This is a genomic window from Lactiplantibacillus herbarum (assembly GCF_001039045.1).
Classification (GTDB): domain Bacteria; phylum Bacillota; class Bacilli; order Lactobacillales; family Lactobacillaceae; genus Lactiplantibacillus; species Lactiplantibacillus herbarum.
On record NZ_LFEE01000007.1, the window covers coordinates 65,871 to 92,496 of the forward strand.

General features: G+C 44.7%; 21 protein-coding genes and 1 pseudogene. 15 read left to right on the forward strand and 7 right to left on the reverse strand.

Features of this window, described 5'->3' with window-relative positions:
• Positions 1-413: 413 nt before the first annotated feature.
• Both ACG95_RS02715 and ACG95_RS02720 read right to left on the reverse strand, forming a co-directional pair.
• Positions 414-977 (reverse strand): LURP-one-related/scramblase family protein, encoded by a 564-nt coding sequence (locus ACG95_RS02715; RefSeq protein WP_047999027.1) that lies wholly within the window; start codon positions 975-977, stop codon positions 414-416.
• A gap of 23 nt (positions 978-1,000) precedes the next feature.
• Positions 1,001-1,870 (reverse strand): Cof-type HAD-IIB family hydrolase, encoded by an 870-nt coding sequence (locus ACG95_RS02720; RefSeq protein ID WP_047999028.1) that lies wholly within the window; start codon positions 1,868-1,870, stop codon positions 1,001-1,003.
• 116 nt (positions 1,871-1,986) lie between these two features.
• On the opposite strand from ACG95_RS02720, the gene ACG95_RS02725 reads away from it, so the two are divergent.
• From ACG95_RS02725 to ACG95_RS02740, 4 genes and pseudogenes are all read left to right on the forward strand, one after another.
• Entirely contained in the window at positions 1,987-2,679 is a 693-nt protein-coding gene (locus ACG95_RS02725) for a uracil-DNA glycosylase (RefSeq protein ID WP_047999029.1), read from the forward strand.
• Between the two features lie 25 nt (positions 2,680-2,704).
• Positions 2,705-3,682: a phosphate acetyltransferase gene (pta, locus tag ACG95_RS02730; protein WP_047999030.1), complete on the forward strand. Its 978-nt coding sequence runs from the start codon at positions 2,705-2,707 to the stop codon at positions 3,680-3,682.
• Positions 3,683-3,803: 121 nt separating this feature from the next.
• Positions 3,804-4,264: pseudogene (tsaE, locus tag ACG95_RS02735) on the forward strand (tRNA (adenosine(37)-N6)-threonylcarbamoyltransferase complex ATPase subunit type 1 TsaE).
• A gap of 6 nt (positions 4,265-4,270) precedes the next feature.
• Positions 4,271-4,786 carry a GNAT family N-acetyltransferase gene (locus ACG95_RS02740; RefSeq protein WP_047999031.1) on the forward strand — a complete coding sequence of 172 codons (516 nt, stop codon included), beginning with the start codon at positions 4,271-4,273 and terminating at the stop codon, positions 4,784-4,786.
• Positions 4,787-5,341: 555 nt separating this feature from the next.
• Here the strand turns inward: ACG95_RS02740 and ACG95_RS02745 are convergent.
• On the reverse strand, positions 5,342-5,878 hold the full coding sequence (locus ACG95_RS02745; RefSeq protein WP_047999032.1) for a 3'-5' exonuclease: 537 nt from the start codon (positions 5,876-5,878) through the stop codon (positions 5,342-5,344).
• A 72-nt stretch (positions 5,879-5,950) separates the two neighbouring features.
• Positions 5,951-6,706, reverse strand: a complete 756-nt coding sequence (locus tag ACG95_RS02750; RefSeq protein WP_047999033.1) for an exodeoxyribonuclease III — start codon at positions 6,704-6,706, stop codon at positions 5,951-5,953.
• A 74-nt stretch (positions 6,707-6,780) separates the two neighbouring features.
• On the opposite strand from ACG95_RS02750, the gene ACG95_RS02755 reads away from it, so the two are divergent.
• From ACG95_RS02755 to ACG95_RS02770, 4 genes are all read left to right on the forward strand, one after another.
• Complete coding sequence (locus ACG95_RS02755) at positions 6,781-7,683, forward strand: Gfo/Idh/MocA family protein (RefSeq protein WP_047999034.1); 903 nt, start codon at positions 6,781-6,783, stop codon at positions 7,681-7,683.
• 164 nt (positions 7,684-7,847) lie between these two features.
• Positions 7,848-8,756, forward strand: a complete 909-nt coding sequence (murB, locus tag ACG95_RS02760; protein ID WP_047999035.1) for a UDP-N-acetylmuramate dehydrogenase — start codon at positions 7,848-7,850, stop codon at positions 8,754-8,756.
• A gap of 31 nt (positions 8,757-8,787) precedes the next feature.
• On the forward strand, positions 8,788-10,932 hold the full coding sequence (locus ACG95_RS02765) for a cation:proton antiporter (protein ID WP_047999036.1): 2,145 nt from the start codon (positions 8,788-8,790) through the stop codon (positions 10,930-10,932).
• 141 nt (positions 10,933-11,073) lie between these two features.
• Positions 11,074-11,586: a MarR family transcriptional regulator gene (locus tag ACG95_RS02770; RefSeq protein ID WP_047999037.1), complete on the forward strand. Its 513-nt coding sequence runs from the start codon at positions 11,074-11,076 to the stop codon at positions 11,584-11,586.
• 585 nt (positions 11,587-12,171) lie between these two features.
• Here the strand turns inward: ACG95_RS02770 and ACG95_RS02775 are convergent.
• Positions 12,172-12,831, reverse strand: coding sequence for a DUF1361 domain-containing protein (locus tag ACG95_RS02775; RefSeq protein WP_047999038.1), 660 nt, complete (start codon positions 12,829-12,831; stop codon positions 12,172-12,174).
• Between the two features lie 184 nt (positions 12,832-13,015).
• Between ACG95_RS02775 and cdaA the strand changes: the two genes are divergently transcribed.
• The 5 genes from cdaA (at position 13,016) to ACG95_RS02800 (ending at position 20,279) form a co-directional block, all read left to right on the forward strand.
• A complete protein-coding gene (cdaA, locus tag ACG95_RS02780; protein WP_047999039.1) occupies positions 13,016-13,858 on the forward strand; it encodes a diadenylate cyclase CdaA in 843 nt (280 codons plus the stop codon).
• Positions 13,855-14,832, forward strand: a complete 978-nt coding sequence (locus ACG95_RS02785) for a CdaR family protein (RefSeq protein ID WP_047999040.1) — start codon at positions 13,855-13,857, stop codon at positions 14,830-14,832. The genes cdaA and ACG95_RS02785 overlap by 4 nt, the downstream gene beginning before the upstream one ends.
• A 29-nt stretch (positions 14,833-14,861) precedes the next feature.
• Positions 14,862-16,217 carry a phosphoglucosamine mutase gene (gene glmM / locus ACG95_RS02790; RefSeq protein ID WP_047999041.1) on the forward strand — a complete coding sequence of 452 codons (1,356 nt, stop codon included), beginning with the start codon at positions 14,862-14,864 and terminating at the stop codon, positions 16,215-16,217.
• 1,209 nt (positions 16,218-17,426) lie between these two features.
• Positions 17,427-19,244, forward strand: coding sequence for a glutamine--fructose-6-phosphate transaminase (isomerizing) (gene glmS / locus ACG95_RS02795; protein ID WP_047999042.1), 1,818 nt, complete (start codon positions 17,427-17,429; stop codon positions 19,242-19,244).
• A 225-nt stretch (positions 19,245-19,469) separates the two neighbouring features.
• Positions 19,470-20,279 carry a Cof-type HAD-IIB family hydrolase gene (locus ACG95_RS02800; RefSeq protein WP_047999043.1) on the forward strand — a complete coding sequence of 270 codons (810 nt, stop codon included), beginning with the start codon at positions 19,470-19,472 and terminating at the stop codon, positions 20,277-20,279.
• Between the two features lie 166 nt (positions 20,280-20,445).
• On the opposite strand, the gene ACG95_RS02805 is transcribed toward ACG95_RS02800, so the two are convergent.
• Positions 20,446-21,036, reverse strand: a complete 591-nt coding sequence (locus ACG95_RS02805; protein WP_047999044.1) for a TetR/AcrR family transcriptional regulator — start codon at positions 21,034-21,036, stop codon at positions 20,446-20,448.
• A 182-nt stretch (positions 21,037-21,218) separates the two neighbouring features.
• Between ACG95_RS02805 and ACG95_RS02810 the strand changes: the two genes are divergently transcribed.
• Positions 21,219-24,014 carry a YhgE/Pip domain-containing protein gene (locus ACG95_RS02810; protein WP_272946169.1) on the forward strand — a complete coding sequence of 932 codons (2,796 nt, stop codon included), beginning with the start codon at positions 21,219-21,221 and terminating at the stop codon, positions 24,012-24,014.
• Positions 24,015-24,172: 158 nt separating this feature from the next.
• On the opposite strand, the gene ACG95_RS02815 is transcribed toward ACG95_RS02810, so the two are convergent.
• Positions 24,173-25,192 (reverse strand): aldose epimerase family protein, encoded by a 1,020-nt coding sequence (locus ACG95_RS02815; protein ID WP_047999046.1) that lies wholly within the window; start codon positions 25,190-25,192, stop codon positions 24,173-24,175.
• Positions 25,193-25,447: 255 nt separating this feature from the next.
• On the opposite strand from ACG95_RS02815, the gene tagH reads away from it, so the two are divergent.
• Positions 25,448-26,533 (forward strand): teichoic acids export ABC transporter ATP-binding subunit TagH, encoded by a 1,086-nt coding sequence (gene tagH, locus ACG95_RS02820; RefSeq protein ID WP_047999047.1) that lies wholly within the window; start codon positions 25,448-25,450, stop codon positions 26,531-26,533.
• Positions 26,534-26,626: the final 93 nt, after the last annotated feature.

The window sequence follows — 26,626 nt, forward strand, 5'->3', positions numbered from 1 at the left end:
GACACGTTTCGACAGTAAGGCAGTAGCAGTGATTCAGGCAGAGGGTCATTTGCAATCGTTACTATTCCGTAGCTAAGCGGAGGTCGCTGCCTCGTGTCGCACGTTTCGACAATAAAGCAGTGGTAGTTATTAACGTGGAACCAGCGATTATTCCGGTTTTGGGAATAGGCGCTGGTTTTGGGTTAAGCGGAACAAACTGCCTTGCGTGACACGTTTCGACAGAAAAGTAGTAGACGTGATCGAGCCAATGTCTTTGCTACCAATCGTTACTATTCCGTAGCTAAGCGGAAAAAGTATTCGTGACTCACGTGATTGCAGCACAACTTCGGTATTAAAACTCAATACTAAATAAAGCATCCGGCCATGACTTCAGTCATAACCGGATGCTTTATTTAGAATCTGTCAGTAATAGTTTAATGTTGCGTCGCTTTATGATGCGGTGTCAACGTATAATTGGTTTCGCCAAAGCTGACTTTAAGGGCTTTGTTGGTGAGCGGTGTTCGTGACTGATTGGTTGGTTTCTGCCAATGGTCGAGAATTGCCGCGATGCAGATACAGAGTGGTTCAGTTGTCTTATCTGTAATCATGAGTTCAAAAGCTTCACCGTTACTGGTGACGACTGGACGCATGGTCATTATCAATTCAGTACCGTGATAGGTCCGGTAACTTTCGGTATTCAAGCTACCCATGATAATCCAGTGTAACTTACGAACGTACAACATTTCGTGCCAAAAACCGAGCGTCTTACTGATTGAGCCGACGTTTTGACGATTATAGTACAGATCGAACTTTGGCAATAGGCCGAGAGACGTCTGCCGGATTTCAGCAAGCAAGTCGCCCTGAATCGCATAGAGACTGAGTGCGTCCTGACGACGCCCCCAGCGGCCAACCAGCAGGTAATGTGATTGGTTATGCGCGTCGCGAACGATTCGGGCGCCCTTGGCAAAATTGTTGCGGCTGAAATATAATTTACGCATTTCCAACCTCCGTTTCCAGAAACTTACTGTTTAGCAAGTACCTCTAAAATCGCTTTACCCACGCCGTCATTAACGTTAGTGTCGGTAATATATTTAGCTAATTGTTTAACTTCGGTGCTGGCGTTACCCATGGCGTAGCTGACACCTGCTAACTCAAGCATTGAAACGTCGTTGTTGTTGTCACCAATAGCCATAACGTCAGTCATTGGGGTGTTGAGCATGTTAGCGTAACGCTCAACAGCAATCCCTTTTTGAGCGTTGATATTGTTGATTTCGATATTCGATGCTGATGAAGAGGTGATCTTCAGTGAAGAATGCTTAGCGAGGATCTCATCGCTTAATGGCTTAAGCTTAGCGGGACCTTCCTGGCTAAATGCAATAATCTTCATCACGTGTTTTTGTGGGTCTTCTAACAGGTTATTATAGTCATCCACGTAATTGATATCCATCAATTCAAGACGAGCAGATGCGAGTGATACGGCAACTTTAAATGACGTATCTGGATTTAAGTTAGTTAACAAATGTGCAATTTGCTCGATGCGTTTTGCTTTGTTGTTGGAATAAATCCCGTCATTGCCAACAACTTCAAAGTAGTACCCTTGAGAAGTTAGCGTATGGAAAATGGTACGTGAAACGCTTTTGGTAATGGGAACCATGTCGAGCATTTTGCCAGAAGCATCGTAGACTTCGGCGCCATTTAAGGTAATCAGTGGTGCGGTGATTCCTTGAGCAGCCAATAGTGGCTGGGCTTCAGAAAAACGTCGTCCGGTCGAAACGATAAAATGTACGCCTTGCTGTTGGGCTTGACGGATGGCGTTGGCATTAAAATCGGAAACAACCATTTCGTTATTCAATAATGTACCGTCCATATCAGAGGCGATGATCGAAATCATGTTGTCACATCCTTTAGTAGTCTTAATAAATATATTCTAACATGTTTGGACTTGAATACAGAATTATTATCATTACTGGTTTTGAGTATGCTACAATAAAACGAGAGGTGTTAAGGATGAAAGCGTTTATTCACACAGACTGGTGGGACGTATTAAAACCAGAATTTGAACAACCATACTACCATCAATTACATGAATTTTTGAAACGGGAGTACCAGACGAAAAATATTCATCCAGATATGTATAATATTTTTCAGGCCTTTGAGTGGACGTCGTTTACTGATACGAAGGTCGTTATTTTAGGACAGGATCCGTATCACGGGCCTAATCAAGCTCACGGGTTGAGCTTTTCCGTCTTACCAGGTGTGCAAGTGCCACCGTCGTTAGTTAATATCTATAAAGAATTGCAAGACGATGTGGGCTGTACGCCGGTTAATCACGGTTATTTAGAAAGCTGGGCCAAACAGGGTGTCTTACTGTTGAACTCAGTGCTGACGGTTCAAAACGGGGTCGCGTTCTCACATGCCAATAAGGGCTGGGAACGTTTGACTGACGTGGCAATTCAACGATTGTCTGAACGTGAAACGCCAGTGGTCTTTATTTTGTGGGGCAAGGCGGCCCGTTCTAAAATCAAGCTGATCGATACGCAGACTAACGTGGTGTTAGAAGCACCCCATCCAAGTCCGTTATCGGCTTACCGTGGTTTCTTCGGTTCCAAACCGTTTTCAAAAACAAACATTGCGTTAGAATCCTTGGGCGAGCAGCCAATCAATTGGCAGCTGCCTAAACACGTCAGCCTTAAAGATTAATTATATTTTATTGGAGGGTCATCACATGGATTTATTTGAATCATTGGCAAAGAAGATTACTGGTAAAGATCAAACAATTGTTTTCCCAGAAGGTACGGAACCTCGGATCGTCGGTGCGGCAGCCCGTTTAGCTGCGGACGGATTGGTTCAACCAATCGTTTTGGGTGCGGCAGATAAGATTCAAGCCGTTGCTAAAGAGTTGAACGCCGATTTGACTGGTGTACAAGTATTAGATTCAGCAACGTATCCGGATGCTGACAAAAAAGCCATGTTGGATGCCTTAGTTGACCGTCGTAAGGGTAAGAACACCCCTGAACAAGCCACTAAGATGCTCGAAGATCCCAATTACTTTGGGACGATGTTAGTATACATGGGCAAAGCGGACGGCATGGTCTCTGGTGCCGTACATCCAACTGGTGATACGGTTCGACCAGCACTCCAAATCATTAAGACTAAGCCAGGTTCACACCGTATTTCTGGTGCCTTCATTATGCAAAAGGGTGAGGAACGTTACGTCTTTGCTGACTGTGCCATTAACATTGATCCTGATGCTGACACCTTAGCTGAAATTGCGACTCAGAGTGCGGCAACGGCCAAAGTCTTTGATATTGAACCTAAAGTTGCGATGTTGAGTTTTTCAACCAAGGGTTCTGCTAAGGGCGACATGGTGACTAAGGTTCAAGAAGCAACGGCTAAAGCACAAGCAGCTGCTCCTGAATTAGCCATTGATGGTGAACTTCAATTTGATGCTGCTTTTGTTGAAAAAGTTGGTTTACAAAAAGCGCCAGGTTCAAAGGTTGCCGGCCACGCTAACGTGTTCGTCTTCCCAGAACTCCAATCTGGTAACATTGGCTACAAGATTGCCCAACGTTTCGGTCACTTTGAAGCGGTTGGTCCCGTCTTACAAGGCCTCAACAAACCAGTTTCCGACTTGTCACGGGGTTGCAGTGAAGAAGATGTTTATAAAGTTGCCATCATTACGGCTGCCCAAGGATTAGCTTAATTAGACAATTAGTTTATTAAACGAGGGTCACTTCAGAGTTTGTGCTTTGAAGTTGCGCTCGTTTTTTTTATAATGAGAGCATAGATTAAAGAGATTTAATTGAGATGAGGGGTTGGAAAAGATGGAAACAATTACGGTAACATCACCAGAGGCGACTATAAAGATCGGTGAACAGTTAGGTCAGCTTGTACAACCAGGCGACTTACTATTGCTTGACGGCGATCTTGGCGCGGGTAAAACGACGTTAACCAAGGGACTGGCTAAGGGCTTAGGTATCGTCGGCAACGTTAAGAGTCCTACGTTCACATTGATTCGTGAATATCGGCAGGGCCGGGTGCCACTCTATCATATGGACGTCTATCGGTTAGAAAATGGTGGGCGGAAGATCTTGGCTTGGATGAATACTTTGATGGTGACGGGGTCAGCGTGGTGGAATGGTCAGAATTAATTGCTGACCTATTGCCAAAGACCTATTTACGAGTTGGAATCAGCCGTAACGATAATGCGGATGATCAACGGGTAATCACGTTCACGCCTGAAGGAACGCATTATGAACAGTTAGTTGAACAATTGAAAGGGTGATTAACCATGGCAGATGAAGTTGTGGACGTACGGCCAGCAGAAGCTACGGATGCGGCCAAATTATTAGCCTTGTTAGCGCAACTTGCTGGTGAATCCAATACATTTACGGTCGACGATGGCATTGAAAATGTCAGTGAAGCCGATGAATGTCAGCAGATTGAACAGATTACCAGAACGACGACCAATGTGATTTTTGTAGCTGTATTAGGATCACGTTTGATTGGCGTCGGCACGGTGCAAGCTGATGAAAAACTTGGGGAAGCGCAGGGTGAAGTTGGAGTAGCAGTTCTTAAAGAATTCTGGGGGATGGGCTTAGGTACCGCCTTAGTCGAAGATATTATTGACTGGGCGCGTAACTACAGTACGCTGGAACGACTAGTGTTGACCGTCCAAACACGGAATACCCGTGCCGCTAAACTCTATCAGCACGTTGGTTTTGAAGCATGTACGCCAGCTAGCTACGAAGTCGTTGATCCCACTGGTCAGCACGTCGCTGCGATGGACATGCTGATGATGGTGTAGTGGCATACGCAACGAATTAAATTGCAGCGGAAATCCCGCCTATGGTGATCAGTACTAGCTCAGCTGTGGGGACCGGACCAAGCCTGAGAAGCGGTCTTGGTCCTCGCGTTGGTCATTGACACACGACGCGAGGACCAACGACGTCCGTGGTGTAACTTCGGCAAGGAACGCCGAACTAACACCACTTTCACAGCACCACTAGCACTGTTCACCTCCGGCTAGACTGATTTGTCTTTAAAAAAAGGTGATTAATTCTAGTTTGATCAAGTGAGATTTAGACGCCAACCGATAACAATAAATGTGACTGAGTTTAAACGGAGCCAGCCGGGGTAACGTGCCATGCAGGCAATTTTAGGTGGCGTAGTTGGCCGCCTTAGATTGCGGGACGTCTTCGAAGACTTGTACTTTAGGGCTCGAAGCGAGGTTCCAGACCGATTTTTGGCTGGGACCGGTCCCCATGGCACGTTATCCTGGCTGGTGGAGTGAAGAATTAAGTGCTGATAATAATTTTCAAAATAAAAAAGCCCAGCAATTGCCAGGCTAAGTCAGTTCAAGTTACCCCTGTACCCGAACGAATGGTTTTAATTGTTCGGTTCCGAAGGCTTGGGCTTGCGCCAATAAAATGTTGGCACAAGCTAAGCTATCGTCTAGGGCGTTGTGATGATGCTGGAGTTCAATTCCTAAAGCATTACACATCGTATCGAGTTTGTGATTGGGTAATTCTGGATAGAACTTTTGACTCGTTTTAACGGTATCCATGGAGAGGTACTCCGGTGCATCGATGCCGTAGTGTGCCAAGGTGTTACGTAACACCCCAACGTCAAACGGGGCGTTGTGCGCAATCACTAGCCGGTCCCGTTGGAAGAATGGGGCGATGTGCTGCCAGACTTCTGGGAACTTAGGGGCGTCGGCCACGTCGGCTTCGTGAATCCCGTGAATTTGCACGTTACGCCAGAAAAATTCACTTTCGGGTTTGATGAGGGTGTAGAATTCATCGCTGATCTGGTCATTACGAACCACGGTCAACGCTAGGGAACAGGCGCTGTCGCGTTTCGCGCTCGCCGTCTCAAAGTCCATTGCGACAAAGTTCAAAGTGGTCACCACCGTTTCTAAAGATTATGTTAATCGTACAAAGTTATGGCACTGATTTCAAGTTAACAGTTCCTACAACCGAATATCGAGTTCTACCGGGCAGTGGTCGGAGCCGAACACGTCGTTTAGAATACGAGCGTTGAGTAACCGGTCCGCCAGTTGTTGTGAGGTAATAAAGTAGTCGATGCGCCAACCAGAGTTGTTGTCGCGGGCGTGGAACCGGTAGCTCCACCAAGAATAAATACCGGTTTGGTCTGGGTAGAAATGCCGAAATGTATCGGTATACCCATTGTCTAATAATTGGTTAAACTTAGCCCGTTCTTCGTCAGTAAAACCGGCGCTATGATGATTACTCTGCCAGTTTTTGAGATCAATATTCTCGTGAGTAACGTTGAGGTCACCACAGAAAATCAGCGGTTTATCCGCACTTAGCCCGTTGATATATTGTAAAAAGGCGTCTTCCCAAGCTTGGCGGTAGTCTAAGCGTTTGAGTTCACCACCAGAATTAGGCGTGTAGCAGGTCAAGACGTAGTAGTCAGCGTATTCAAGGGTGATGACGCGACCTTCATCATCGAATTCAGGCACGCCAATACCGTAAGTAACGGCCAAGGGTTCGTGCTTGGTGAAGATGGCTGTTCCGGAATAGCCCTTACGTTCGGCGTAGTTCCAATACTGGTAATAGCCAGGAAAATCAATATCGATCTGTCCGGCTTGTAATTTAGTTTCTTGAACACAGAAAAAATCAGCGTCTAATTGGTTAAAAGTATCGACAAAGCCGTGTTTGACGGCAGCTCGTAGTCCATTAACGTTCCAAGAAATAAGTTTCACGTGAATTTCAGACCTTTCAAAATAGCTTTACTATAATTGTAACGCATTCCGCGTCAAAAAATGGAGGACTTTTAATGTTAAAAATTGGTGTAATTGGTTTAGGTAACATTGCACAAAAAGCATACTTACCCGTGATGGCCGCCATGCAAGATCAGTATGAATTTCATCTGACGACCCGTAATCCCGAAAAGCGAGCTCAATTAGCAGCGATGTACGGTATGACCCATACGCATGAGACATTGGACGAATTGATTGCGGAACATCCAGCCGCGGTATTTGTGCACACGCCAACGAGTACGCACGCGACGATCATCAAGCAGTTATTGATGGCAGATATTAACGTCTACGTTGATAAACCAGTTGCAACAGATGTGCAAGTGGTTCAACATTTATACGATTTGGCAGCAGCCCGGCACTTGCTCTTAACCTGTGGCTTTAATCGTCGTTTTGCACCGTTCAATCAACAATTAAAAGCTTTGCCTGACAAGCGTATGATTGTGGCGGAAAAGGTCCGTGAAGATAGTGATCAGAGTGCTGAAACAGCAGTCTTTGATCTGATGATCCACATGGTTGATACCGGCCTCTTCTTATTAGATGAACCGCTGGTTAGTACGGATGGTCGTATCGTCCCAACTGCAAATGGCAACATGGGCCAAGGCTACTTTAGTGCCCAAACTGCGCACGAGCAGTTGCAAGTTGTGACGAATATGGTGGGTGGTGTCAACCTCGAACAAGTGACCATGCAAGCGACTAAAGAACGTGGCGTTGTGACGGATTTAAATACCTTGACTACGGTGACGACTTCACAGACGCAGACCACTAGTTTTCCAGACTGGACACCCACATTAGAAAAACGTGGTTTTGCACCCTTGATTCGAGCATTCCTAACAGCTGTTGAAACGCACGGTGCTAATCCGGTTGATCCAGCATCGGCGATTACAAGTCACGCGGTATGCCGTCATTTATTAAGCGACTAAAACGTGCTAAAATGGAACAATAGCTTTATTAATCACGAAATCGTTTGAGTACAGTTAAGGTCAGCCTTAGATGCCCAGAATTGTGAGCCAGTGTGGCGTGAATGTGTGGCTCGTAACTGTATTAACTTCGACGATTCAAATCGAAACCTGAAAGGAACTTCCCCATGATCCCAGATGTCTTGGCCGCTTTTCCAACTATTGAAATAAAAAAAGATGAATCACTCAGTCATTATACGAATACCAAAACGGGTGGTCCCGCCGATTACGTGGCTTTTCCTAAGTCAATCAGCGAAGCCAAGACCCTGATCGAATACGCTGACGCGCAGTCATTGCCACTGACGATCATTGGCAATGCCAGTAACTTGATCGTTAAGGATGGCGGTATTCGGGGCTTGACGATCATTCTAACTCGGATGAATCAGATCCATGTTAGTGATCAACGGGTGGTCGCTGAAGCTGGTGCCGCAATTATTGAAACGACCAAAGTAGCGTGTCGTGCTGCTTTGACTGGTCTCGAGTTTGCAGCTGGTATTCCCGGTAGTGTCGGCGGTGCCGCCTTCATGAACGCTGGCGCATACGGCGGTGAAATGAGTGAAGTCGTTGAAACGGTTACGGTATTGACGCCGCAAGGGCAGCTCAAAACGCTGACCAATGCTGAGTTAGATTTCGGTTATCGTCACAGCAGTATTCAAGATTATGATGATATCGTCGTTTCAGTGACGTTTACGTTGAAGTCGGGTGATCAAACGACCATCCAGGCTAAAATGGACGAATTGAATACGTTGCGTGCCGCTAAACAACCGCTTGAATGGCCTTCTTGTGGAAGTGTCTTTAAGCGACCAACCGGTTACTTTACTGGTAAACTAATTCATGATGCTGGCTTACAAGGTCATCGAATTGGCGGTGCGGAAGTTTCTAAGAAGCACGCCGGATTCATTATTAATGTCGATCACGCAACGGCAACGGATTATATGAATATGATTCATTACATCCAAAAAATTGTGTTTGAACGTTTTGGGGTTCACCTACAACCTGAAGTTCGGATTATTGGTGAGGACGCCCAAGTATCGTAAGGTCAATTTAACAAAGGAGGCAACCACTTAGATGCCACTAATTGAATTAGTGATTTTACTGGCGTGTTTAGTGCTGCTGTCGAATGTGTTGAGCCACTATCTAGTCGCAATCCCGGTCAGTTTAATTCAGGTCGGATTGGGTCTAGGAGTGGCTTTATTGTTAAACGTACAAGTTAAGTTGCAGACGGATTGGTTCATGCTAGTCTTCATTGCACCGATGTTGTACAACGACGGCAGAGAATTTCCAAAACAGGAACTGTGGGAATTACGCGGGGCAATCTTTGCCAACGCCATCGTTCTTGTCTTTATTACCACCATTTTAGGTGGTTTCTTGATTCACGTTTTAATTCCAAGTATTCCGTTGGCAGTAGCGATTGCGTTAGCTGCCATCTTGTCACCGACGGATCCCATCGCTGTGCAGTCGATTTCTGAAGGGGTCAAATTGCCCAAAGAAATTTTGCATTTAGTCAGTGGTGAAAGTTTGATCAACGATGCCAGTGGACTGATTGGGTTCAAGTACGCCTTAGCCGCTGCCGTAACGGGTAGTTTTGTCTTAGGTAATGCGATTGGTGACTTTATCTACATCAGTTTGGTGGGGTTAGCCGTTGGTTTAGCGTTAATCACGTTGATTCAATTGATTCGCGACTTGTTACGTCGTGAGGGGATTAATGACATTGTCTTCAATGTCGTCTTACAGATCCTAACGCCATTTGCTATTTATTTCATTGCAGAAGAATGGTTCCACGCTTCTGGTGTCGTAGCGGTAGTTGCCGCGGGTGTTTTATCGCATGTTCAGAATTCTCATGAGAGTGAAGATGCTCCCGAACTACGGTTAGTCACAGAACGTGTCTGGAATGTGATCGTTTACTTATTGAACGGGATCGTTTTCTTGATCCTCGGAATTGAATTACCAGTGGCGACCCGAGCAACGATCAAGGGTGCACATACGAATACACTCCACGCAGTCTTTGACGTCCTGATTGTCTGGGGCATCTTGCTCCTGATCCGGGTGGCTTGGACTTACGCGTACATGCTATTCAACTGGTTACGGCATCGCAAGCAAGCTAAACCTAGCTTGCGGATTGCAGCATTATCAGGGCTATCTGGAGTTCGTGGTGCCATTACGATGGCTGGGGTGTTCACCATTCCAACCGTTATTGCAACTGGCGAGGCCTTTCCAGAACGCTCATTAGTCCTGTTTATTGCAGCTGGGGTCATCATTGTCAGTCTGATTGCAGCTTCAGCTATTTTGCCGTTGATTGCGTCTAAATCACTTCCGTTTGTGACTCGTGGTTCGAGTCCTGATGAGGATGACGTGGCGTTGGTGGATGGTGAAGATGACGATACAGATGTACCGGAAGACGCTACGACTGAGGTGCCTCAACAGTTGACGTATAAACAAGCGCGAGTCTATATTTTGCAGCTTGCTATCCAAAACGTCGAAGAACATCGCCGGCCAGAAAACCAGCGGGCAGCGTATGACTTGATTCTGGATCAACAGTTTCAAATGCGACGGCTAGAGGTTGCTTCGCAGACGGCGGATGAACTAGCACCGATGTTGACGGATGAACTACAGTTACGATTAGTTGCGCTAGCTGGTGAGCGTCAAGCGGTTAAGCAGATGATCCTCGATCGTCAGACCACTAAATTAGCAGGTAAAGTTTATCTACAACGGATTGATCGCCGTGAACAACGCTTTATCCGTGCAACGCACAAATCGGGGTTACCAACGTTACGGTCATTACGGCTGATTATGAGCCGAGCAATGCAAGGTTTCCGGTTATGGTTAGCGCCGGGTGACAGTGGTGAGCTACGGTCAGAGATATTAAATATTCAACGAGAAGCCTCTAAGGCAGCTATCAAATCGTTATCTCAATATTTAAAACAAGCTAACGTTGATGAGCAACAGTTTGACCGTCAAGCGCTATATCACCTGATTGTGCACTATCGTAATCGAATTGAGAATGCGAAAAATGATCACAGTCTATCACGTGCAGATTATGAACAACAGATACACAGGTTACGGATTAAAAGTTTAGGTGCCGAACGCACGGGGGTTCAACAATTGTTGGAGAGCGGTCGAATAAACCTACGCACCGCGGCAAAGTTACGGCAGTTCATTAATTACTCGGAGAACTTATTAATGCTCAACGATATTGAGGCCGATGACGATTAATTAACTTTTTAGATTGTAAATTAGTAGTTCTAGGTTATAATAATGATAGAGTAGTGTTACCGGTGAATGGTTAGCTCTGCAAATTAATCACTGGTTGAAAAAGGACTATCGCGATGAAGAGTTTATCAAGGGGGACATCACATGACAGAGTCAGAGATTCAAGAACGCTTCGTAGACACTTATATGCATATTCTGAAGTACATTGGGGACTTTGTATCAGTGCCTACACGGCCATATAAGATCACGTTTGAAGCGTACACCGTTATGCGGATGATCGCAACGAGTGATGAATCGTTGACGTTGGTAAAAATCGCCACGGCACAACGGGTCTCACGGAGCGCAATTGCTCGTCAGATTAACGTTTTATTGGACTTAAAGTACATTGAACAGACGACTAATACGCACGATCGCCGGATCAAGTATCTATCACTCACCAAATCTGGCTTAAAGGTTGAAAAAGCTATTACCACAGCCTCTAACCAACGTTTTCATCAGTGGATGGAAGTTTACGGTGAACAGCGGGCTAGTGATACGTTACAGTATATTAGCGATGCTGAAGAAAAAGCGACCGGTTTTGGTTTCACTGGTTTTGGCGGTTTACATGATAAACGCAGTAGCCATACCGAATATAGTGATCCACAAACTAAGAATTAGTTTCTGATACAGTAATAATAAGAAACGGCACCATTACGATTAGCGAAATCGTGATGGTGTCGTTTTTTTATCTAGATTTAAACGTGGCTTTTTGATCACCTTGTTGTTAATAACTAAAAGGTGAAAGTTAATGATTCACTGGGGATGGTGGCATGGCAGTGAACAGATAAAATCAGTTACTACTTTCGCCTCCAGTGGTCAGTCCTAGCTCAGCTGTGGGGACCGGGTTAAGCCTGAGAAGCGGTCTTAACCCTCGTCTTGATCATTGGCAAAAAACGCTAATGATCAAGAACGTCCGTGGCCTAAGCCCGGAAAAACACCGGACTAAAGCCACCTTCACCGCACCGCTAGGACTGACCACCTCCTGCTAGATTGATTAAGACTAATGGTAAGTATCATTAATGTTAGTTCACGAGAATTGCTAGCTAACAGAGTAGTCATTGAATCAAATATCAGAGGAGCACGTTTTCTTGGCTAGTGAAGCGGTGGACAGCGTGCTTAGAATTCTCAACCCTTATTAATAATAGGGAAAATACAAAACGACCTTGGGACAATCAATGCCCTGAGGTCGTTTTATGGAAGAATTTAAAATTGTTTTTCGGAAGGCGTGGATGTAATGGTGAAACGCCACGCCGCGTAAATGAATAGCTGTAGTAGCCACATTAGTAAAACAAAGGCTAGCATTTTAAGTGACCACATTCCTAATAACTGTTTAATGATGTATTGAGGTGTAATCAGCAAATAGATGGAATGTAACCGAAGAAACCGACCGACGTAGACGCCAATACTGGCAAATAGGAATAGGGCACCACTAATTAAAGATCTGCTAGCGGGTAACTTATTCAAATGCAGGCGGCGAGTAACTTCTTGTGCCACACGGTCAACACCCCAGGTTCCAATGATAGTTGCCACCATCGTTGGACCTACTAAGTAAGCAAAATCACGCCACATCGGTAGATCGAAACGTAACATGCCATTGATACCATAAGGCTTTAGTAGGCTGAGGTGAAATAGATCAGTCATCAAGTACGGTGCGTTTGGGTAAAAGAGCAACCAAATGACCGCTATTAGCCAAAACAAGATGGGTTCCCGGCGAGTGGTAAGCCAGAAACTTAGCTCGATTGGAATATAAGCTAGGATTGTATTAAGTAATAAGAAACGAAACGAACCATGTAAATCAAGCGCGGCAAAGAGAATAAAGCCCCAGAAAACGAACCGAACTAGCCAACGCTGTCCTCTAGTCATTCAGTCACATCCTTTCATGTCTAATTTTAACAGAAATATTAATCAAGCTATATTAAAGAACATCAAGTTTAATATTAAATCAAAGTATTCCAGAAAAGATTGTTCGCTTACTGAAATCAGTCCACGGGGAGTGAGTGGCCGTGCTATAATGTGAAAGTAAATAATTTTCACGAGGAGGAGGGTTATGACTCTCAATTGGAGCAGTTTATTGACATTGCAAAACTTTGTCCGGCTCCTTGACATTCTTGCAGTTTGGTTTGTCATCTATGAGCTGATTGTGTTGTTACGGGGCACAAAGGCGGTGCAACTCTTCCGTGGAATCATCGTCATTGCGATTATCAAGGCAGTTAGTGTCTTAATTGGTCTGGACACCGTTTCGTGGATCATGGACCAAATTATTAATTGGGCAGTAATTGCAATGGTCATCATTTTTCAACCCGAGATTCGGCGTGGGTTGGAGCATTTAGGCCGTGGATCCATGTTTTCCCGTGGTAAGCGCCAAAATGAGGATGAAGAGCGGATGATCACTGAATTGGACAAAGCAATTCAGTACATGGCCAAGCGTCGTATTGGTGCACTGATGACCATTAAGATGGACACCGGATTGGAAGATTATATTGAGACCGGGATTGCTTTGGACGCTGACATTACGGGAGAATTGTTAATTAACATTTTTATCCCAAATACGCCACTGCATGATGGGGCCGTCATTATTCAAGATAATCAGATCAAGGTAGCCGCGGCATACTTACCGTTATCAGAAAGTAACCTCATTCCTAAAGAATTGGGAACACGACACCGAGCCGCTGTAGGGATTAGTGAAGTAACGGACGCGTTAACAATTGTTATCTCTGAAGAGACTGGTGAGGTCTCAATTACGAAGGATAATGAGCTGATGCGTGGTATGAGCCAGGAAAATTACCTGCGTTACTTCCGGCAAATCTTATTGACCCCGACAGATCAAACTCATCAAAATATGTTCCAAAGTTGGTTTGGACGTATCTTTGGCGGAGGTCTTCGTAAATGAAAAAATTTATTAATAGTAATTGGTCGATGCGTTTGTTGGCACTGGTCTGTGCGTTGGTCTTGGTGGCGTATGTCAATTCGTTAAAGACTACTCATAACACGAGTGTCTTGACGAATAGTTCATCGAAGACGACCTTAACCTCTAATCGTAAAGTAGCGATCAGTTCACCCTTAGAGCTTAATGTTAATAGTACCAAGTACTTTGTAACGGGGTATCCAGAAAATATCAAAGTTACGATTGAAGGGCCGGCTGCACTAGTTACAACGACGGCGAATACCCAAAACTTTAAAGTTTACGCTGACTTGTCGAAGTTATCGGTGGGACGTCATAGTGTTAAAATACAAGTGGATGGCTTAAACAAAGAACTCAGTTACGGATTGAGTCAGAAATATATCCACGTGAATATCCAACCCCGGCGAACGGCTACCTATAAGGTGAGTGCTGATTTCAACCAGGCCAATGTGGCGGATGGTTACGAAGTTGGCACACCACGCTTAGGGACGTCGTCGGTTAAAGTAACGGGGGCTGTCAGCGAGGTTAGCAAAGTAGCTAAGGTCGTTGCGGTCGTCAATACTGAAAAGAACCTAGACAAAGCAGTCAATCAACAAGCTGTGATCGAAGCTTTAGATGCCAATGGTCAGAACTTAAACGTGGTCTTAACACCGTCAACGACGTCGGTCTACATTCCGATTACGCCAGCGACAACGACTAAGGATGTGCCGATTGATCTGAAGGCGAGTGGTAAAACATCGTCAGATACGAACTATTCGTTCTCGTCGGATACTAAGTCGGTAACCGTCACTGGGACCAAGGCTGCGTTGGCTAAGTTAAAGACGTTGCCGGTCAACGTTGACGTTACGGATGTGAAAGAAACAACGACGAAGACGGTTAAAGTCTCGACAAGTGATGAGGACGGGATTTCTTCAGTCAGTCCAACGTCAGTTAAAGTTAAGATTACGGTTGAAGGTAATTAATTGAAATTTTTGAAACGAGGTAAATAATAATGAAATATTTTGGTACTGATGGTGTCCGGGGCGTTGCTAACTCTGGTTTAACACCTGAATTAGCTTTTCGATTAGGTCGTGCAGGCGGTTACGTTTTGACGGAACACGCTGCTAATAAAGAAACGCAACCACGAGTATTAGTTGCTCGTGATACTCGGATCTCAGGACAAATGTTGGAAGAAGCCTTGATTGCTGGTTTATTATCCGCTGGTATCGAAGTGTTACGCTTAGGCGTTATCACGACTCCTGGTGTGGCTTACTTAGTTCGTATTCAAGATGCTGCTGCCGGTATCATGATCTCAGCTTCTCACAACCCAGCTGAAGATAACGGTATCAAGTTCTTTGGTGGTGACGGCTTCAAGCTATCCGATGCTAAGGAAGAAGAAATCGAAGCCTTATTGGATCAACCAACTGATGACCTACCACGGCCAGCAGCAGAAGGCTTGGGTACGGTTGCTGACTTCCCAGAAGGTAATCTGAAATACGCTCAATTCTTGGAACAAACGATTCCTGATGATTTAAGCGGGATTCATTTAGCAGTCGACGGTGCCAACGGTTCAACCAGCAACTTGGTCTCACGGATCTTTGCTGACTTGAACGTTGATTTTGACACGATGGCAACTGCTCCCGATGGTTTAAACATCAATAAGGGTGTTGGTTCAACTCATCCTCACGCATTGGCAAAATTTGTCGTTGAAAAGGGTGCTCAAGTTGGGTTAGCCTTTGATGGTGACGGCGATCGTTGTATCGCGGTGGATGAACTTGGTAACGTCATTGATGGCGACAAGATCATGTATATTTGCGGTAAGTTCCTCAGCGAACGCGGGAAATTGAAGAAAGATACGGTTGTTACCACGGTTATGAGTAACATTGGTTTATACAAAGGCCTAGAAGCCGCTGGTTTACACAGCAAACAGACCCAAGTTGGGGACCGTTACGTTGTTGAAGAAATGTTGAAAGACAGCTATAACTTAGGTGGCGAACAGTCTGGTCACGTGGTCTTCCTTGATTTCAACACGACCGGTGACGGGATGTTAACTGGGATTCAGTTATTACACGTTATGAAGGAAACTGGTAAGAAGTTATCCGAATTAGCTGGTGAAGTAACGACCTACCCACAAAAATTAGTTAACGTTAAGGTTCAAGACAAGCAAGCTGCTTTGAGTAACGACAAGATCAAAGCTGTTATTGCAGATGTTGAAAACGAAATGGCTGGCGATGGTCGTGTCTTGGTACGCCCTTCAGGGACTCAAGATTTACTACGGATCATGGCTGAAGCCAAGACTGACGAATTGGTTAACGCTTATGTTGACCGGATCGTTGATGTCGTTAAAGCCGAAGTTGGCGTTGAATAATTAAGCAATTAAAGATGACAGTTACCGGTAATTACCGGTAACTGTTTTTTTGTATTTCCAAAGCGGCTATAACTTCCGCCTACGATTGCCAGCACTAGCTCAGCTGTGGGACCGGGCCAAGCCTGATAAGCCACCAGAGAGCGGAATACGTCCTATTCCGCCTGCCGGAGCGTCCTGACAATGATTGGAACGTGGTGGGCACACTTAAAGCTCAGCAAAACCCCGCTGCAATCTTTAAGCTTGGCCTTATCCTAGCCGAGAAGACCACTCAGCCAAGGATAATTTCACCACTGAACATTGTCAGGACGCTCCTCTCGGCTAGATAGTAGTTAAAGGCGGATCTGTACGTACTTAGTTTTTTAGACTGACTAGTCTTGAGTATCAAATTTGTCTTTTAAGGAGCTATTGTTCAATTTAATAAGCGATTTTTCTAAAAAATTACGGATGATTTCGATAAAACAGTCAGCCGGTTCCTCCTTTTGATGTAACGATGAACCAAATTAAGACTAGGTACGGGCACTACTAACACTTTAAATCCAAGCTAGCCGTGAGGGGGAGTCTGACAGTGTTCAGGTTAGTGTAAGGTCGAGTTTTGAGATTGCAAGCGTCCTTGGCTTGTGAGCTCAAAATCGTGCCCATGGCGTTCCAGCGTTGTCAGACTACCCCGGTAGGCGGATAAATCTGCACATACAGCAGTATAACAGGGCAATCAATTAAAATTTTAACTAGTACAAATGTGTAGACGAATACTTATAAAATCAATGATTTAAAACAATTTATGCTGATAAAACCATATTTACGGAACTCTCATTTTGTAGATGTTAGCTTAGACCAATGTGAAATCACAAAAAAATCATAACTTGCTAGTGACACTATTGTGCCGGTGATTGAGATTGGTATACATCTTAATTAACACGTATACCAATATATAATATCGTTGACATGAATCCGTTTTAAAGGTAAGCTAGTCTTGTTTCTAGAAAATATACCAATTAGGAGAGTAGCCTAGACCAATTACTAATTGGTTTGAATGGAATAGCGCCAGGACTTTAGATTTTAAAGTTGACGAGGAAGACGTCTATCGATAATCGACGGGTGACGTCAGGGACTGCACTCTACAGGTCAATTACAAAAACCAGTTGTGAAATTGGTGACAGACATTTTGACCACGCAGCTAGAAACAATTCAAACAGCAAAGGAAGATTAATTATGTGTGGAATTGTTGGAGTAACAGGTAAAGATAGTGCGGTATCAATCTTATTGAATGGTTTACAAAAATTGGAATATCGGGGTTACGATTCAGCCGGTATTTATGTTAATGATCAGGATGGTCAAGATTACTTAGTTAAGGAAAAGGGCCGGATCGACGACTTACGCAAAGCAGTAGGTGCCAACGTCCATGGTTCTACTGGAATTGGTCATACACGTTGGGCAACCCACGGTGTACCAAGCGTTGCTAATGCGCATCCCCAAGTTTCTGCGGATGGTCGTTTCTACTTGGTTCACAACGGTGTAATCGAAAACTTTGAAGAATTAAAACAGGATTATTTGAGTGACGTGACCTTTACATCACAGACGGATACTGAAGTTATCGTGCAATTGGTTGATCGTTTTGTCACTAAGGATGGTCTCAACACGTTGGATGCATTCCGAAAGACATTAGGCTTATTGGGTCATTCATCATACGGTTTCTTGTTGATGGACAAAGAGATGCCAGATACGTTATATGTGGCTAAGAACAAGAGTCCACTATTAATCGGTGTTGGCGATGGTTTCAACGTCGTTTGTTCTGATAGTTTAGCTATGCTGGATCAGACCAAGGACTACTTGGAATTACATGATGGTGAAATCGTTGTGGTTAAACCTGACGAAATCAAGATTACTGATCAAAATGGTCAGGCCGTTGAACGTGATACCTTCCACGTGGACATTGATGCAACGCAAGCTGACAAGGGGACTTATCCCTTCTACATGCTGAAGGAAATCGACGAACAACCTAATGTGATGCGGAAATTATCACAAGTTTATCTAAATGATGCGGGCGAACCAATCATTAGCCATGACTTGTTGGACGCATTAAAAGGTGCGGATCGGTTATATATTGTAGCCGCTGGGACGAGTTATCATGCTGGTTTAGTGGGTGCGAAGTTATTTGAATCACTCGCTAAGATTCCAACAGAAGTACACGTTTCATCTGAATTCGCTTATAACCAACCATTGTTGTCAGACCATCCATTCTTCATCTTCTTGACTCAGTCTGGTGAAACAGCCGACAGTCGTGAAGTTTTGTTGAATGTGAATGAACAACACTTCCCAAGTTTGACGATTACCAACGTGCCAAACTCAACGTTGTCACGTGAAGCAACTTACACGCTGCTCTTACACGCTGGTCCTGAAATTGCGGTGGCTTCAACCAAGGCTTACACGGCACAGATTGCCTTAGAAGCAATCTTGGCTAAAGCCCTAGGCATGGCCGTGGATCAAGCTGACGCAACCGACTTTGATGTGAAGCAACAATTGGCATTGGTTGCTAACGGCATGCAGGGCTTAGTTGACGAGAAGGAAACCTTTGAAAAATTAGCTAAGGCCGACTTGTTAGACACGCCAAACGCCTTTTACATTGGTCGGGGCTTAGACTACGCGGTCTCACTAGAAACGGCCTTGAAACTCAAGGAAATTTCTTATGTTCAAGCGGAAGGCTTTGCATCTGGCGAATTGAAGCACGGTACGATTGCGTTGATTGAAAAAGATACGCCAGTTATCGGGATCATTACGCAGCAAAAGACCGCTGGCTTAACCCGTTCTAACTTGCAAGAAGTTGAAGCGCGTGGCGCCAAGACGATTACGATCGTGACGGATAGTTTGGCTAAACCAGACGACACGATTGTCTTGCCAGCCGTTGACGAACGCTTAACGGCCTTGCTCAGCGTCGTTCCTGGTCAGTTATTGGCTTACTACACCAGCTTGAATAAGGGCTTAGATGTTGATAAACCAAGAAACTTGGCTAAGAGTGTTACGGTTGAATAATTAACAAATAAGTGTGTGGGCACAGTAAAACGTCATTGGTGAGTGATTACCAGTGGCGTTTTTGCTTATTGATTTGGATGGTCGTACTTCGTCATTGAAGTCAGGTTAGGCAACTCATAACCGTAAAACGAGTATAATAAATTAATATTGATAAATGAGATGAGCTAATTTTATGATTAAGACCTATTTCTAATCTAAATGTAGCATGATCGAGGAGGACTTTTTGTGACAATCAAACTAATAGCGACCGATTTGAACGGGACGCTCTTACATCAGGATCAGAGTTTTAACCAGGACCAGTTCAAACGCGTTTTAGCTGGCCTACAAGCAATTGGGGTGTCGCTGGTATTATCTTCCGGTAACCAGTACGCACACCTTCAGCAGCTGTTTGGTGACGTTATGGCGGACAATCTGATTGTGGTGGCTGAAAATGGTGCGTCGATCTATGCACAGGACAAATTGATCTACGATGGTAGCTTATCAGCTGCGCAACAGCGACAATTTGTGACCGTTGATCGCAAGCAAGCGCTATTTAAAGATGCTTATATCATTTTGGTGGGGAGTCACGGTTCTTATACTGAAACTGGGGCACCAGCCGAATTAGTTAAGATGGCGCGAAAGTTTTATGACAACCTGCAGCTGGTCGATGACCTAGCCAGTGTCACTGATACAATCAAAAAAATCAGTGTGACGACGGAACCTGAAAATGCTGCGACATTAGTGGCACAAGCGAATACGTACTTTGATGGAAAGTTAAAAGCACATGACAGTGGTTACGGTGTAGTTGACTTGGTGGATCAACACGTTGGTAAATTACCAGCAGTCCAGCAACTAGCCACTAAACTAGGGCTAACAGCGGATGAAATCATGGCGTTCGGCGATGGAGCTAACGATGTGCCACTACTACAATACGCGGCACATAGCTATGCGATGAGTAACGCGCCAGCTGAGATTCAAGCAGTTGCCAAACATGTAACGGTATTGGATAACGAACATGATGGTGTCTTGAAGACGATTGAAGATCAGGTGCTATAAGCATGAATTAATTACTACTTTCGCCTGCGATGGTCAGCACTAGCTCCGGCTAGACTGGTTGATGCTTGTGATAATAGATATATTTACAGTTGTTTCATAATTTTCAACCACTAGTTCTGAACACAAAAGGAGCGATGACGTTTGTCATTGCTCCTTTTTGCGTTGTTTATGATAAACGATCATCGGGATAGAAAAAGTTGTGAATACCGTAAGCATTGAGCGAGACGAGGCGCTTTTTCAATTCATCAATCGTGATCCCTAAATCACCTTGGTAGTAAAGACGGAAAAATGTCAGGTTATTATGAATCAAAAAGCTTGCACAGATTCTAGCATCGATGGCCGGCAGATGGTAATTGGACTGAATGGTCGTGGTGAGACCGTCCGTAATCAGATTGTAGATTTTATGAGTGAGGAAGCTGTAATCATCATTGAGGAGAATCACCCGGTGAAAATCTTCAGATTGATGGAAGAAGTCGACTAACCGATCAAAGATGAGACCAGGTTGGATAATGTTTTCCTTGAAATCGTCCGGACTGAGTAGGGCTAAGATTTTTTCGGCACTCTCCTGAGTGAAGGTTTCAGCAAGGTCGTCAATTGAATCGAAATGTAAGTAAAAGGTCTTACGATTCACATTAGCAACGGCGGTAAGTTCTTTAACTGTAATATCGCGATAATGGGGATACTTTAAAGCTAGAACACGGAAAGCCTGTCGTAGTGCGGCTCGCGTGCGTTGAACTCGTAAATCAGTTTTAACCATATTAACGTCTCCTAACGAAAGTTAGACCCCACATGGGGTTTAAATGGGGCATATTCCACAAATTTAGTTATGCTGTGGTGGTATTTTAATATCGAAGTGGCTATTATATAAGCCACACGTGGTAATTAACTTAGGCATAAGCATAGCACATTTGTAAGGGAATGGGGAATTAAGTCAGTATAATCAAGGCAGAATGGCGTTACTTACTCAAGCACAAATTAATGTTGATCGTCGTTATCGTTATCGGGTTTATCCCGTCGATTTACGCCGTGACATTTCTAAAATCAATGTGGGATCCGTATGGTGAGTTGCAGAATCTTCCGGTTGCGGTCGTTAATCAAGACCAGGCTGTGGATTACCAAGGAACGCACTTAGCGGTAGGCAAGCAACTATCCCATAATTTATCTAAATCTAAGTCGATGGACTTTGAAGTTGTGGCTCACGAGTCAACTGCGAAAAAGGGTTTAAAGAATGGCAAGTATTACATGGTTGTTACGATTCCAAAGCAGTTTTCAAAACACGCAACGACTTTAATGGCTAAAAAGCCGCAGAAGATGGTTCTAAAGTATGAAACCAGCGCTGGTCATAACTTTACGGCAGCTAAAATGACTAGCAGCGCGGCGGACAGTGTGGCGACGCAGGTCAGTCAGCAGATTACGCGCACGTATGCGAAAACTCTGTTTGCAAGCATTCAACAGCTTGGCAATGGCTTGACCACGGCTGGCAAGAATAATCAAAAGTTAGCGAATGGTAGTCAGAAGACGGAGGAAGCTAATCAGAAAATTACAACTGGCCTCAATACGTTAGCCAAGAGTACGTTAACGCTCCAGAGTGGTAGCAAGACGTTAGCACAAGGGCTGACACAATATATGACGGGCGTTAATCAGCTGACAACTGGTAGTCAAAAAGTGACGACCGGACTGGATACACTACTAAGTAGTAGTCAGCAGTTGGTGGCTGGTGCAACGAAACTAAACGATGGTAGTCAGCAGTTAGCTAGTGGTGTTCAAAGTTATACTAATGGCGTACAACAAGCGAACACGGCAGCGAGCCAGTTACAAAGCGGGACCCAAACGCTCAATAGTAAGACACAGCAATACGTTAGCGGTGTTGGCCAGGTCAATCAGGGTGCTCAGTTATTACAGGGTAAGTTGGGCACACTTGGACAAGCGACGCAGACATTAACAACGAGCACGCAAAGTTTGGCGAATGGTAGTGGTGATCTTAATACTGGCATTCAAGAAATAGCGGGGAAGAGCACGCAGCTAGCTACTGGTTTAGACCAGGTTCGCCAAGCGGTCAGCTCAGCGAAGAGTCAGCAACAGGACTTAGCGACACAACTAAAGCAGTTGTCGACTAATTCCAATACGCAGCAGTTAACGGCAGTCAAACAGGCGGCCACGACGTTGCAACAAGCGTTAACGACAATGCAGACTAACCAACAGCAACAACAGACGGCGCTAGTTAGTCGGGTCAACACAGCCGCAACTGCGCAAAAATTAACCACCACGCAAAAGGCTGCGATGGTTGCAGCGGTTAGCGATAGTGCAACGACGGGTGATACAACGGCCGTTAAGACGGCTAGCAGCCAATTGACAACAGCGTTGAATAACGTGACTGCTGACAGTAATCAGTCAACGATTCAAGCGCTACAGACGACGTTGGGGAAGGCTGCTACCAGTCAAGCGAACCTATTGACCCAGTTAACCACGTTAAGTACGGGTGCTGATCAGTTGAGTACGGCACTTGCAAGTACTGCTAGTGGGATGACAACGTTGAATAACGGTGTTCAAAAGCTGAACCAAGCGGCTCCTAGTTTGAGTAGCGGCGTGACTCAGTTGACGAGTGGTGCGCAACAAGTGGCTACGGGAACGCAAACGCTGGCTAGTAACGGGACTGCTTTGACGACAGGGACGTCGCAATTGGCTAGTGGTAGCCAGCAATTAGCCAGTGGGACGCAGACGTTGAATACGAAGGGCAGTAGTTTGAATACGGGCGCAACCAGTTTGAGCACTGGACTAGCAACTTTGACTGGTCAATTACCTAGTCTGACGAGCGGTGTGACCAAACTTGATCAGGGGTCACAGCAAGTTACAACTGGCCTGACGACATTAGGAACTAAGGGCACGCAGTTGACGAGTGGCGCGGCTAAACTCGCAAGTGGTAGCAGTCAACTAAACAGTGGTAGCCAGAAGTTGGCTAGTGGTTCACAACAACTGGGAACGGGACTAGCTAGTGTTCAGAGTGGTAATCAGACCCTGGCAACTAAGCTGAGTGCTGCTGGTAAAAAGGCGCAAGTCAATCCAAGTAAATTGACATATGCACAGGTAGCTAAGCCAGTTACAACTAGCCATACTGAACGTGATCACGCTAAGAACAACGGAACGGGAATGGCACCTTACATGATGTCCGTTTCACTGTTTGTTGGTGCGTTGGCGTTTAACATGATGTTTGATACCTACACCCCACGTAAATACCCTAAGAACGGTTTTTACTGGTGGGCGGGTAAAGCGTCAATTCTCGGCAGTTTCGCACTGTTAGAAAGTCTTTTAATTGAAACGTTCTTGATCGTAATTGATGGCTTAGCGCCAGTTCACGCTTGGGCAACGCTAGCGATGGTCTTCAGCATTGCGATGGCCTTCATGAGTATTGTCTACTGGCTGAACCTCGTATTTGGTCGTGTGGGCGCCTTCTTCAGTATGATCTTGTTAGTCTTACAGCTAGGCGGATCTGCGGGGACGTACCCGATTGAATTGAGTAATGGGTTCTTCCAGACGATCCATCCGTGGTTACCGATGACGTACGCGGTCAGTGGTTTGCGTGAAACGTTGATGATAGGGGACACTGCTTGGCCTGAAATCAGCATCCTACTTGGGATTGCGGTCGTCTTCTCCGCGTTCAGTATCCTCTTTTATGGTCGGCGGCATGGTCGTATCAAGGCCATTGATTTTGAAAATCATGGAGATGAACCAGCGTAGGGTTATTGTCATGAGACGATTTCTTGAGTAAGTCGAGTAAATTGTTTGATGGTGTCTATTTTGATCTAATCAGCTAAATAAATAAGGCGTCTCAGAATAATCATTTCTGAGACGCCTTATTTTGAATTATATCCTTATTTTTAGTGATACGTAACGTGTTAAACGTCGTAAATATTCGTAAATTGATAGGCAGTTTGATACGTGACTGGCACGTTAGGTTCAATGATAATACTCCCAAAAGCTTTATGGTGAATGGCATCCGGCAGTTTTTGAGCCTGCAGTGAGAGTCCTAACTGTGAACGCATCGGTTTACCCCCATTTAAACGGTAACGGTCGTCGCGGTAATTGGTGGCACTAGAGACAACGACAGCCGGTGCGTTGGTGCGCATCGTGAGTTTACGGCCGCTGACCCGGTCGAGTAGTTCAACTTGTGGGTAAGGGGTGTCGTTAAGAACAAAGCCGTGATGGAGGCCACCCTTAATGTTAGCAATCTGGGGGCCAATCTCAGCTGGATCACGGAAGTCGAATGGACTGTCGGTGACCCACGGCAGTTTGCCAGTTGGTAAGCCATGCTTATCGAGGGAGGCGTATTCGTCCGCGTTGATTTTTAGAATTTGATGGTTGATTAAGCTTTCGGCGTTACCGCTGAGGTTAAAATAAGTATGGTTAGTTGGGTTGAAAAGCGTTTCTTTATCGCTCTTACCGGTGTAACTAATGGTGAATTTGCCATCGTTATCTAAAATGAAGTTAGCGGTGATCGTCATGGTCCCTGGATAGCCATTTTCGCCATCTAAGGTAATGTATTGCATGACCAGCCCAACCTGATCGCTGGTGTGTAGTTTTCGTTCAAGAAACCATGGTTCAAAGGCAATCTGTGGCATGTTACCACCGTTTAAGTGGTTCTCACCAGAATTTTGTGTCAAATCATGATCTCGCCAACGCGCATTTTTGATGACGCCAGCTACCCGAGCAACCGTTGCGCCAAAAAATGATTGATAGGTAATGTAGTCGGGGCCGTCGTCAAAACCAAGAATGATATTGGCGAATTTTCCGTCCTTATCGTGGGTCTTGATAGCCGTAATGGTAGCGCCCCAATCCATAATTGTGACGCTCATGTGGTGATTGTTCACTAACGTGTAGTAGTTGATTCCGTTCCCCTGATGTTCGATTATTTTCATAGACTTACTCACTCCCGTACATGCCTGACAAGTAACTTGCTCCTTTAAGTATATTTCATTAGTAGCAATAATGCGAACGTTTGCAGTGCTCTTTTCAAAAGATTGTGTGATTAATCACAATTAATAGTGCAGGTTAATTTTAATTAAAGCTCTTTAGACTCGGCTTGACGGTTGGGCACTTCTCTTGTACCATATAGCAGTTAGTAATGATCTTCTATTAGAACATAAATCGTATAATATATAGGAAGTATTGAAATGACAGCTGATTACAAAATTAAAGTTCAAAATGTGACTAAGGAATTCGATCTGTTTAAGACGCGTTCAGATCAACTCAAAGCATTTTTCTCAGTTTCAAATCAAAAGATCCCAGAATTTTGGGCTTTGAAGGGTGTTTCATTAGAAGTTGAAGCGGGTGAAACGCTTGGACTTATCGGGGTCAATGGCTCTGGTAAATCAACGTTATCAAACATTATTTCTGGTGTTATTCCACAAACAACTGGGATTGTCGACGTTCGTGGGGATACTTCGATCGTTGCAATCAATTCTGGCTTGCGTGGTCAATTGACTGGGTTAGAGAATATTCGTTTGAAAGCCTTGATGATGGGGATGACCAATAAGGAAATCGATGATATGTTGGATGATATCATTGCATTTGCTGATATTGGCGATTTCGTCTACCAACCCGTTAAGAGTTATTCATCTGGTATGAAGTCTCGCTTAGGTTTTGCCATTGCGGTGCATATCAATCCTGATATCCTGATCATTGATGAAGCCTTATCCGTTGGTGATGATACCTTCTACCAGAAGTGTGTGGAAAAGATCCAGACCTTCAAAGAAGCTGGCAAGACGATTATCTTCGTCAGTCACTCATTGAAGCAAGTTGAAATGTTGTGTGATCGAGTTGCCTGGATTCAATACGGTGACTTGAAGCAAATCGGACCAACTGATGAAGTTGTTACCGAATACCGCGAATTCATCAAGTGGTTCAAGGAACTTTCAAAGAAGGACAAGAAAAAGTATCAAAATGACGCTAAGGAAAAGCAAAAGGCGTTTGATATTAAGGAATACCAGAAGGAAATTACGGCTGAACGTCAAGAGGCTGAACCTGGTAATCCACACGTTGCACGGGAAGTTCAAAAGGACTTTTATGGCAGTGTGATTTCTGAAACGATGTCATGGCCAACTCGGATCTTTACGGCGTTCGTAGCCTTGGCAGTATTATTCTTCATGATGGTCAATATTTCGGGACATTCATTGTCAGAAGTAGTGACTCATCCTAATACGATGTTCCATCCAACTTCGACATTGGTTGGACCGGGCGTTACTAAATCAAGTAAATAATTTTAAATATAAAAAACGTAATCGCCAAGCGGGTGATTACGTTTTTTTGTGAGTAAGGTTAAGTTCTAAAGGTTGAAAGTTAATTATTCAATG

Excerpts from the sequence above, each read along its gene's own strand:
- ACG95_RS02715 (WP_047999027.1), bottom strand. The coding sequence starts at position 977 with ATGCGTAAATTATATTTCAGCCGCAACAATTTTGCCAAGGGCGCCCGA.
- ACG95_RS02720 (WP_047999028.1), bottom strand. The coding sequence starts at position 1,870 with ATGATTTCGATCATCGCCTCTGATATGGACGGTACATTATTGAATAAC.
- ACG95_RS02725 (WP_047999029.1), top strand. The coding sequence starts at position 1,987 with ATGAAAGCGTTTATTCACACAGACTGGTGGGACGTATTAAAACCAGAA.
- pta (WP_047999030.1), top strand. The coding sequence starts at position 2,705 with ATGGATTTATTTGAATCATTGGCAAAGAAGATTACTGGTAAAGATCAA.
- ACG95_RS02740 (WP_047999031.1), top strand. The coding sequence starts at position 4,271 with ATGGCAGATGAAGTTGTGGACGTACGGCCAGCAGAAGCTACGGATGCG.
- ACG95_RS02755 (WP_047999034.1), top strand. The coding sequence starts at position 6,781 with ATGTTAAAAATTGGTGTAATTGGTTTAGGTAACATTGCACAAAAAGCA.
- murB (WP_047999035.1), top strand. The coding sequence starts at position 7,848 with ATGATCCCAGATGTCTTGGCCGCTTTTCCAACTATTGAAATAAAAAAA.
- ACG95_RS02765 (WP_047999036.1), top strand. The coding sequence starts at position 8,788 with ATGCCACTAATTGAATTAGTGATTTTACTGGCGTGTTTAGTGCTGCTG.
- ACG95_RS02770 (WP_047999037.1), top strand. The coding sequence starts at position 11,074 with ATGACAGAGTCAGAGATTCAAGAACGCTTCGTAGACACTTATATGCAT.
- ACG95_RS02775 (WP_047999038.1), bottom strand. The coding sequence starts at position 12,831 with ATGACTAGAGGACAGCGTTGGCTAGTTCGGTTCGTTTTCTGGGGCTTT.
- cdaA (WP_047999039.1), top strand. The coding sequence starts at position 13,016 with ATGACTCTCAATTGGAGCAGTTTATTGACATTGCAAAACTTTGTCCGG.
- ACG95_RS02785 (WP_047999040.1), top strand. The coding sequence starts at position 13,855 with ATGAAAAAATTTATTAATAGTAATTGGTCGATGCGTTTGTTGGCACTG.
- glmM (WP_047999041.1), top strand. The coding sequence starts at position 14,862 with ATGAAATATTTTGGTACTGATGGTGTCCGGGGCGTTGCTAACTCTGGT.
- glmS (WP_047999042.1), top strand. The coding sequence starts at position 17,427 with ATGTGTGGAATTGTTGGAGTAACAGGTAAAGATAGTGCGGTATCAATC.
- ACG95_RS02805 (WP_047999044.1), bottom strand. The coding sequence starts at position 21,036 with ATGGTTAAAACTGATTTACGAGTTCAACGCACGCGAGCCGCACTACGA.
- ACG95_RS02815 (WP_047999046.1), bottom strand. The coding sequence starts at position 25,192 with ATGAAAATAATCGAACATCAGGGGAACGGAATCAACTACTACACGTTA.
- tagH (WP_047999047.1), top strand. The coding sequence starts at position 25,448 with ATGACAGCTGATTACAAAATTAAAGTTCAAAATGTGACTAAGGAATTC.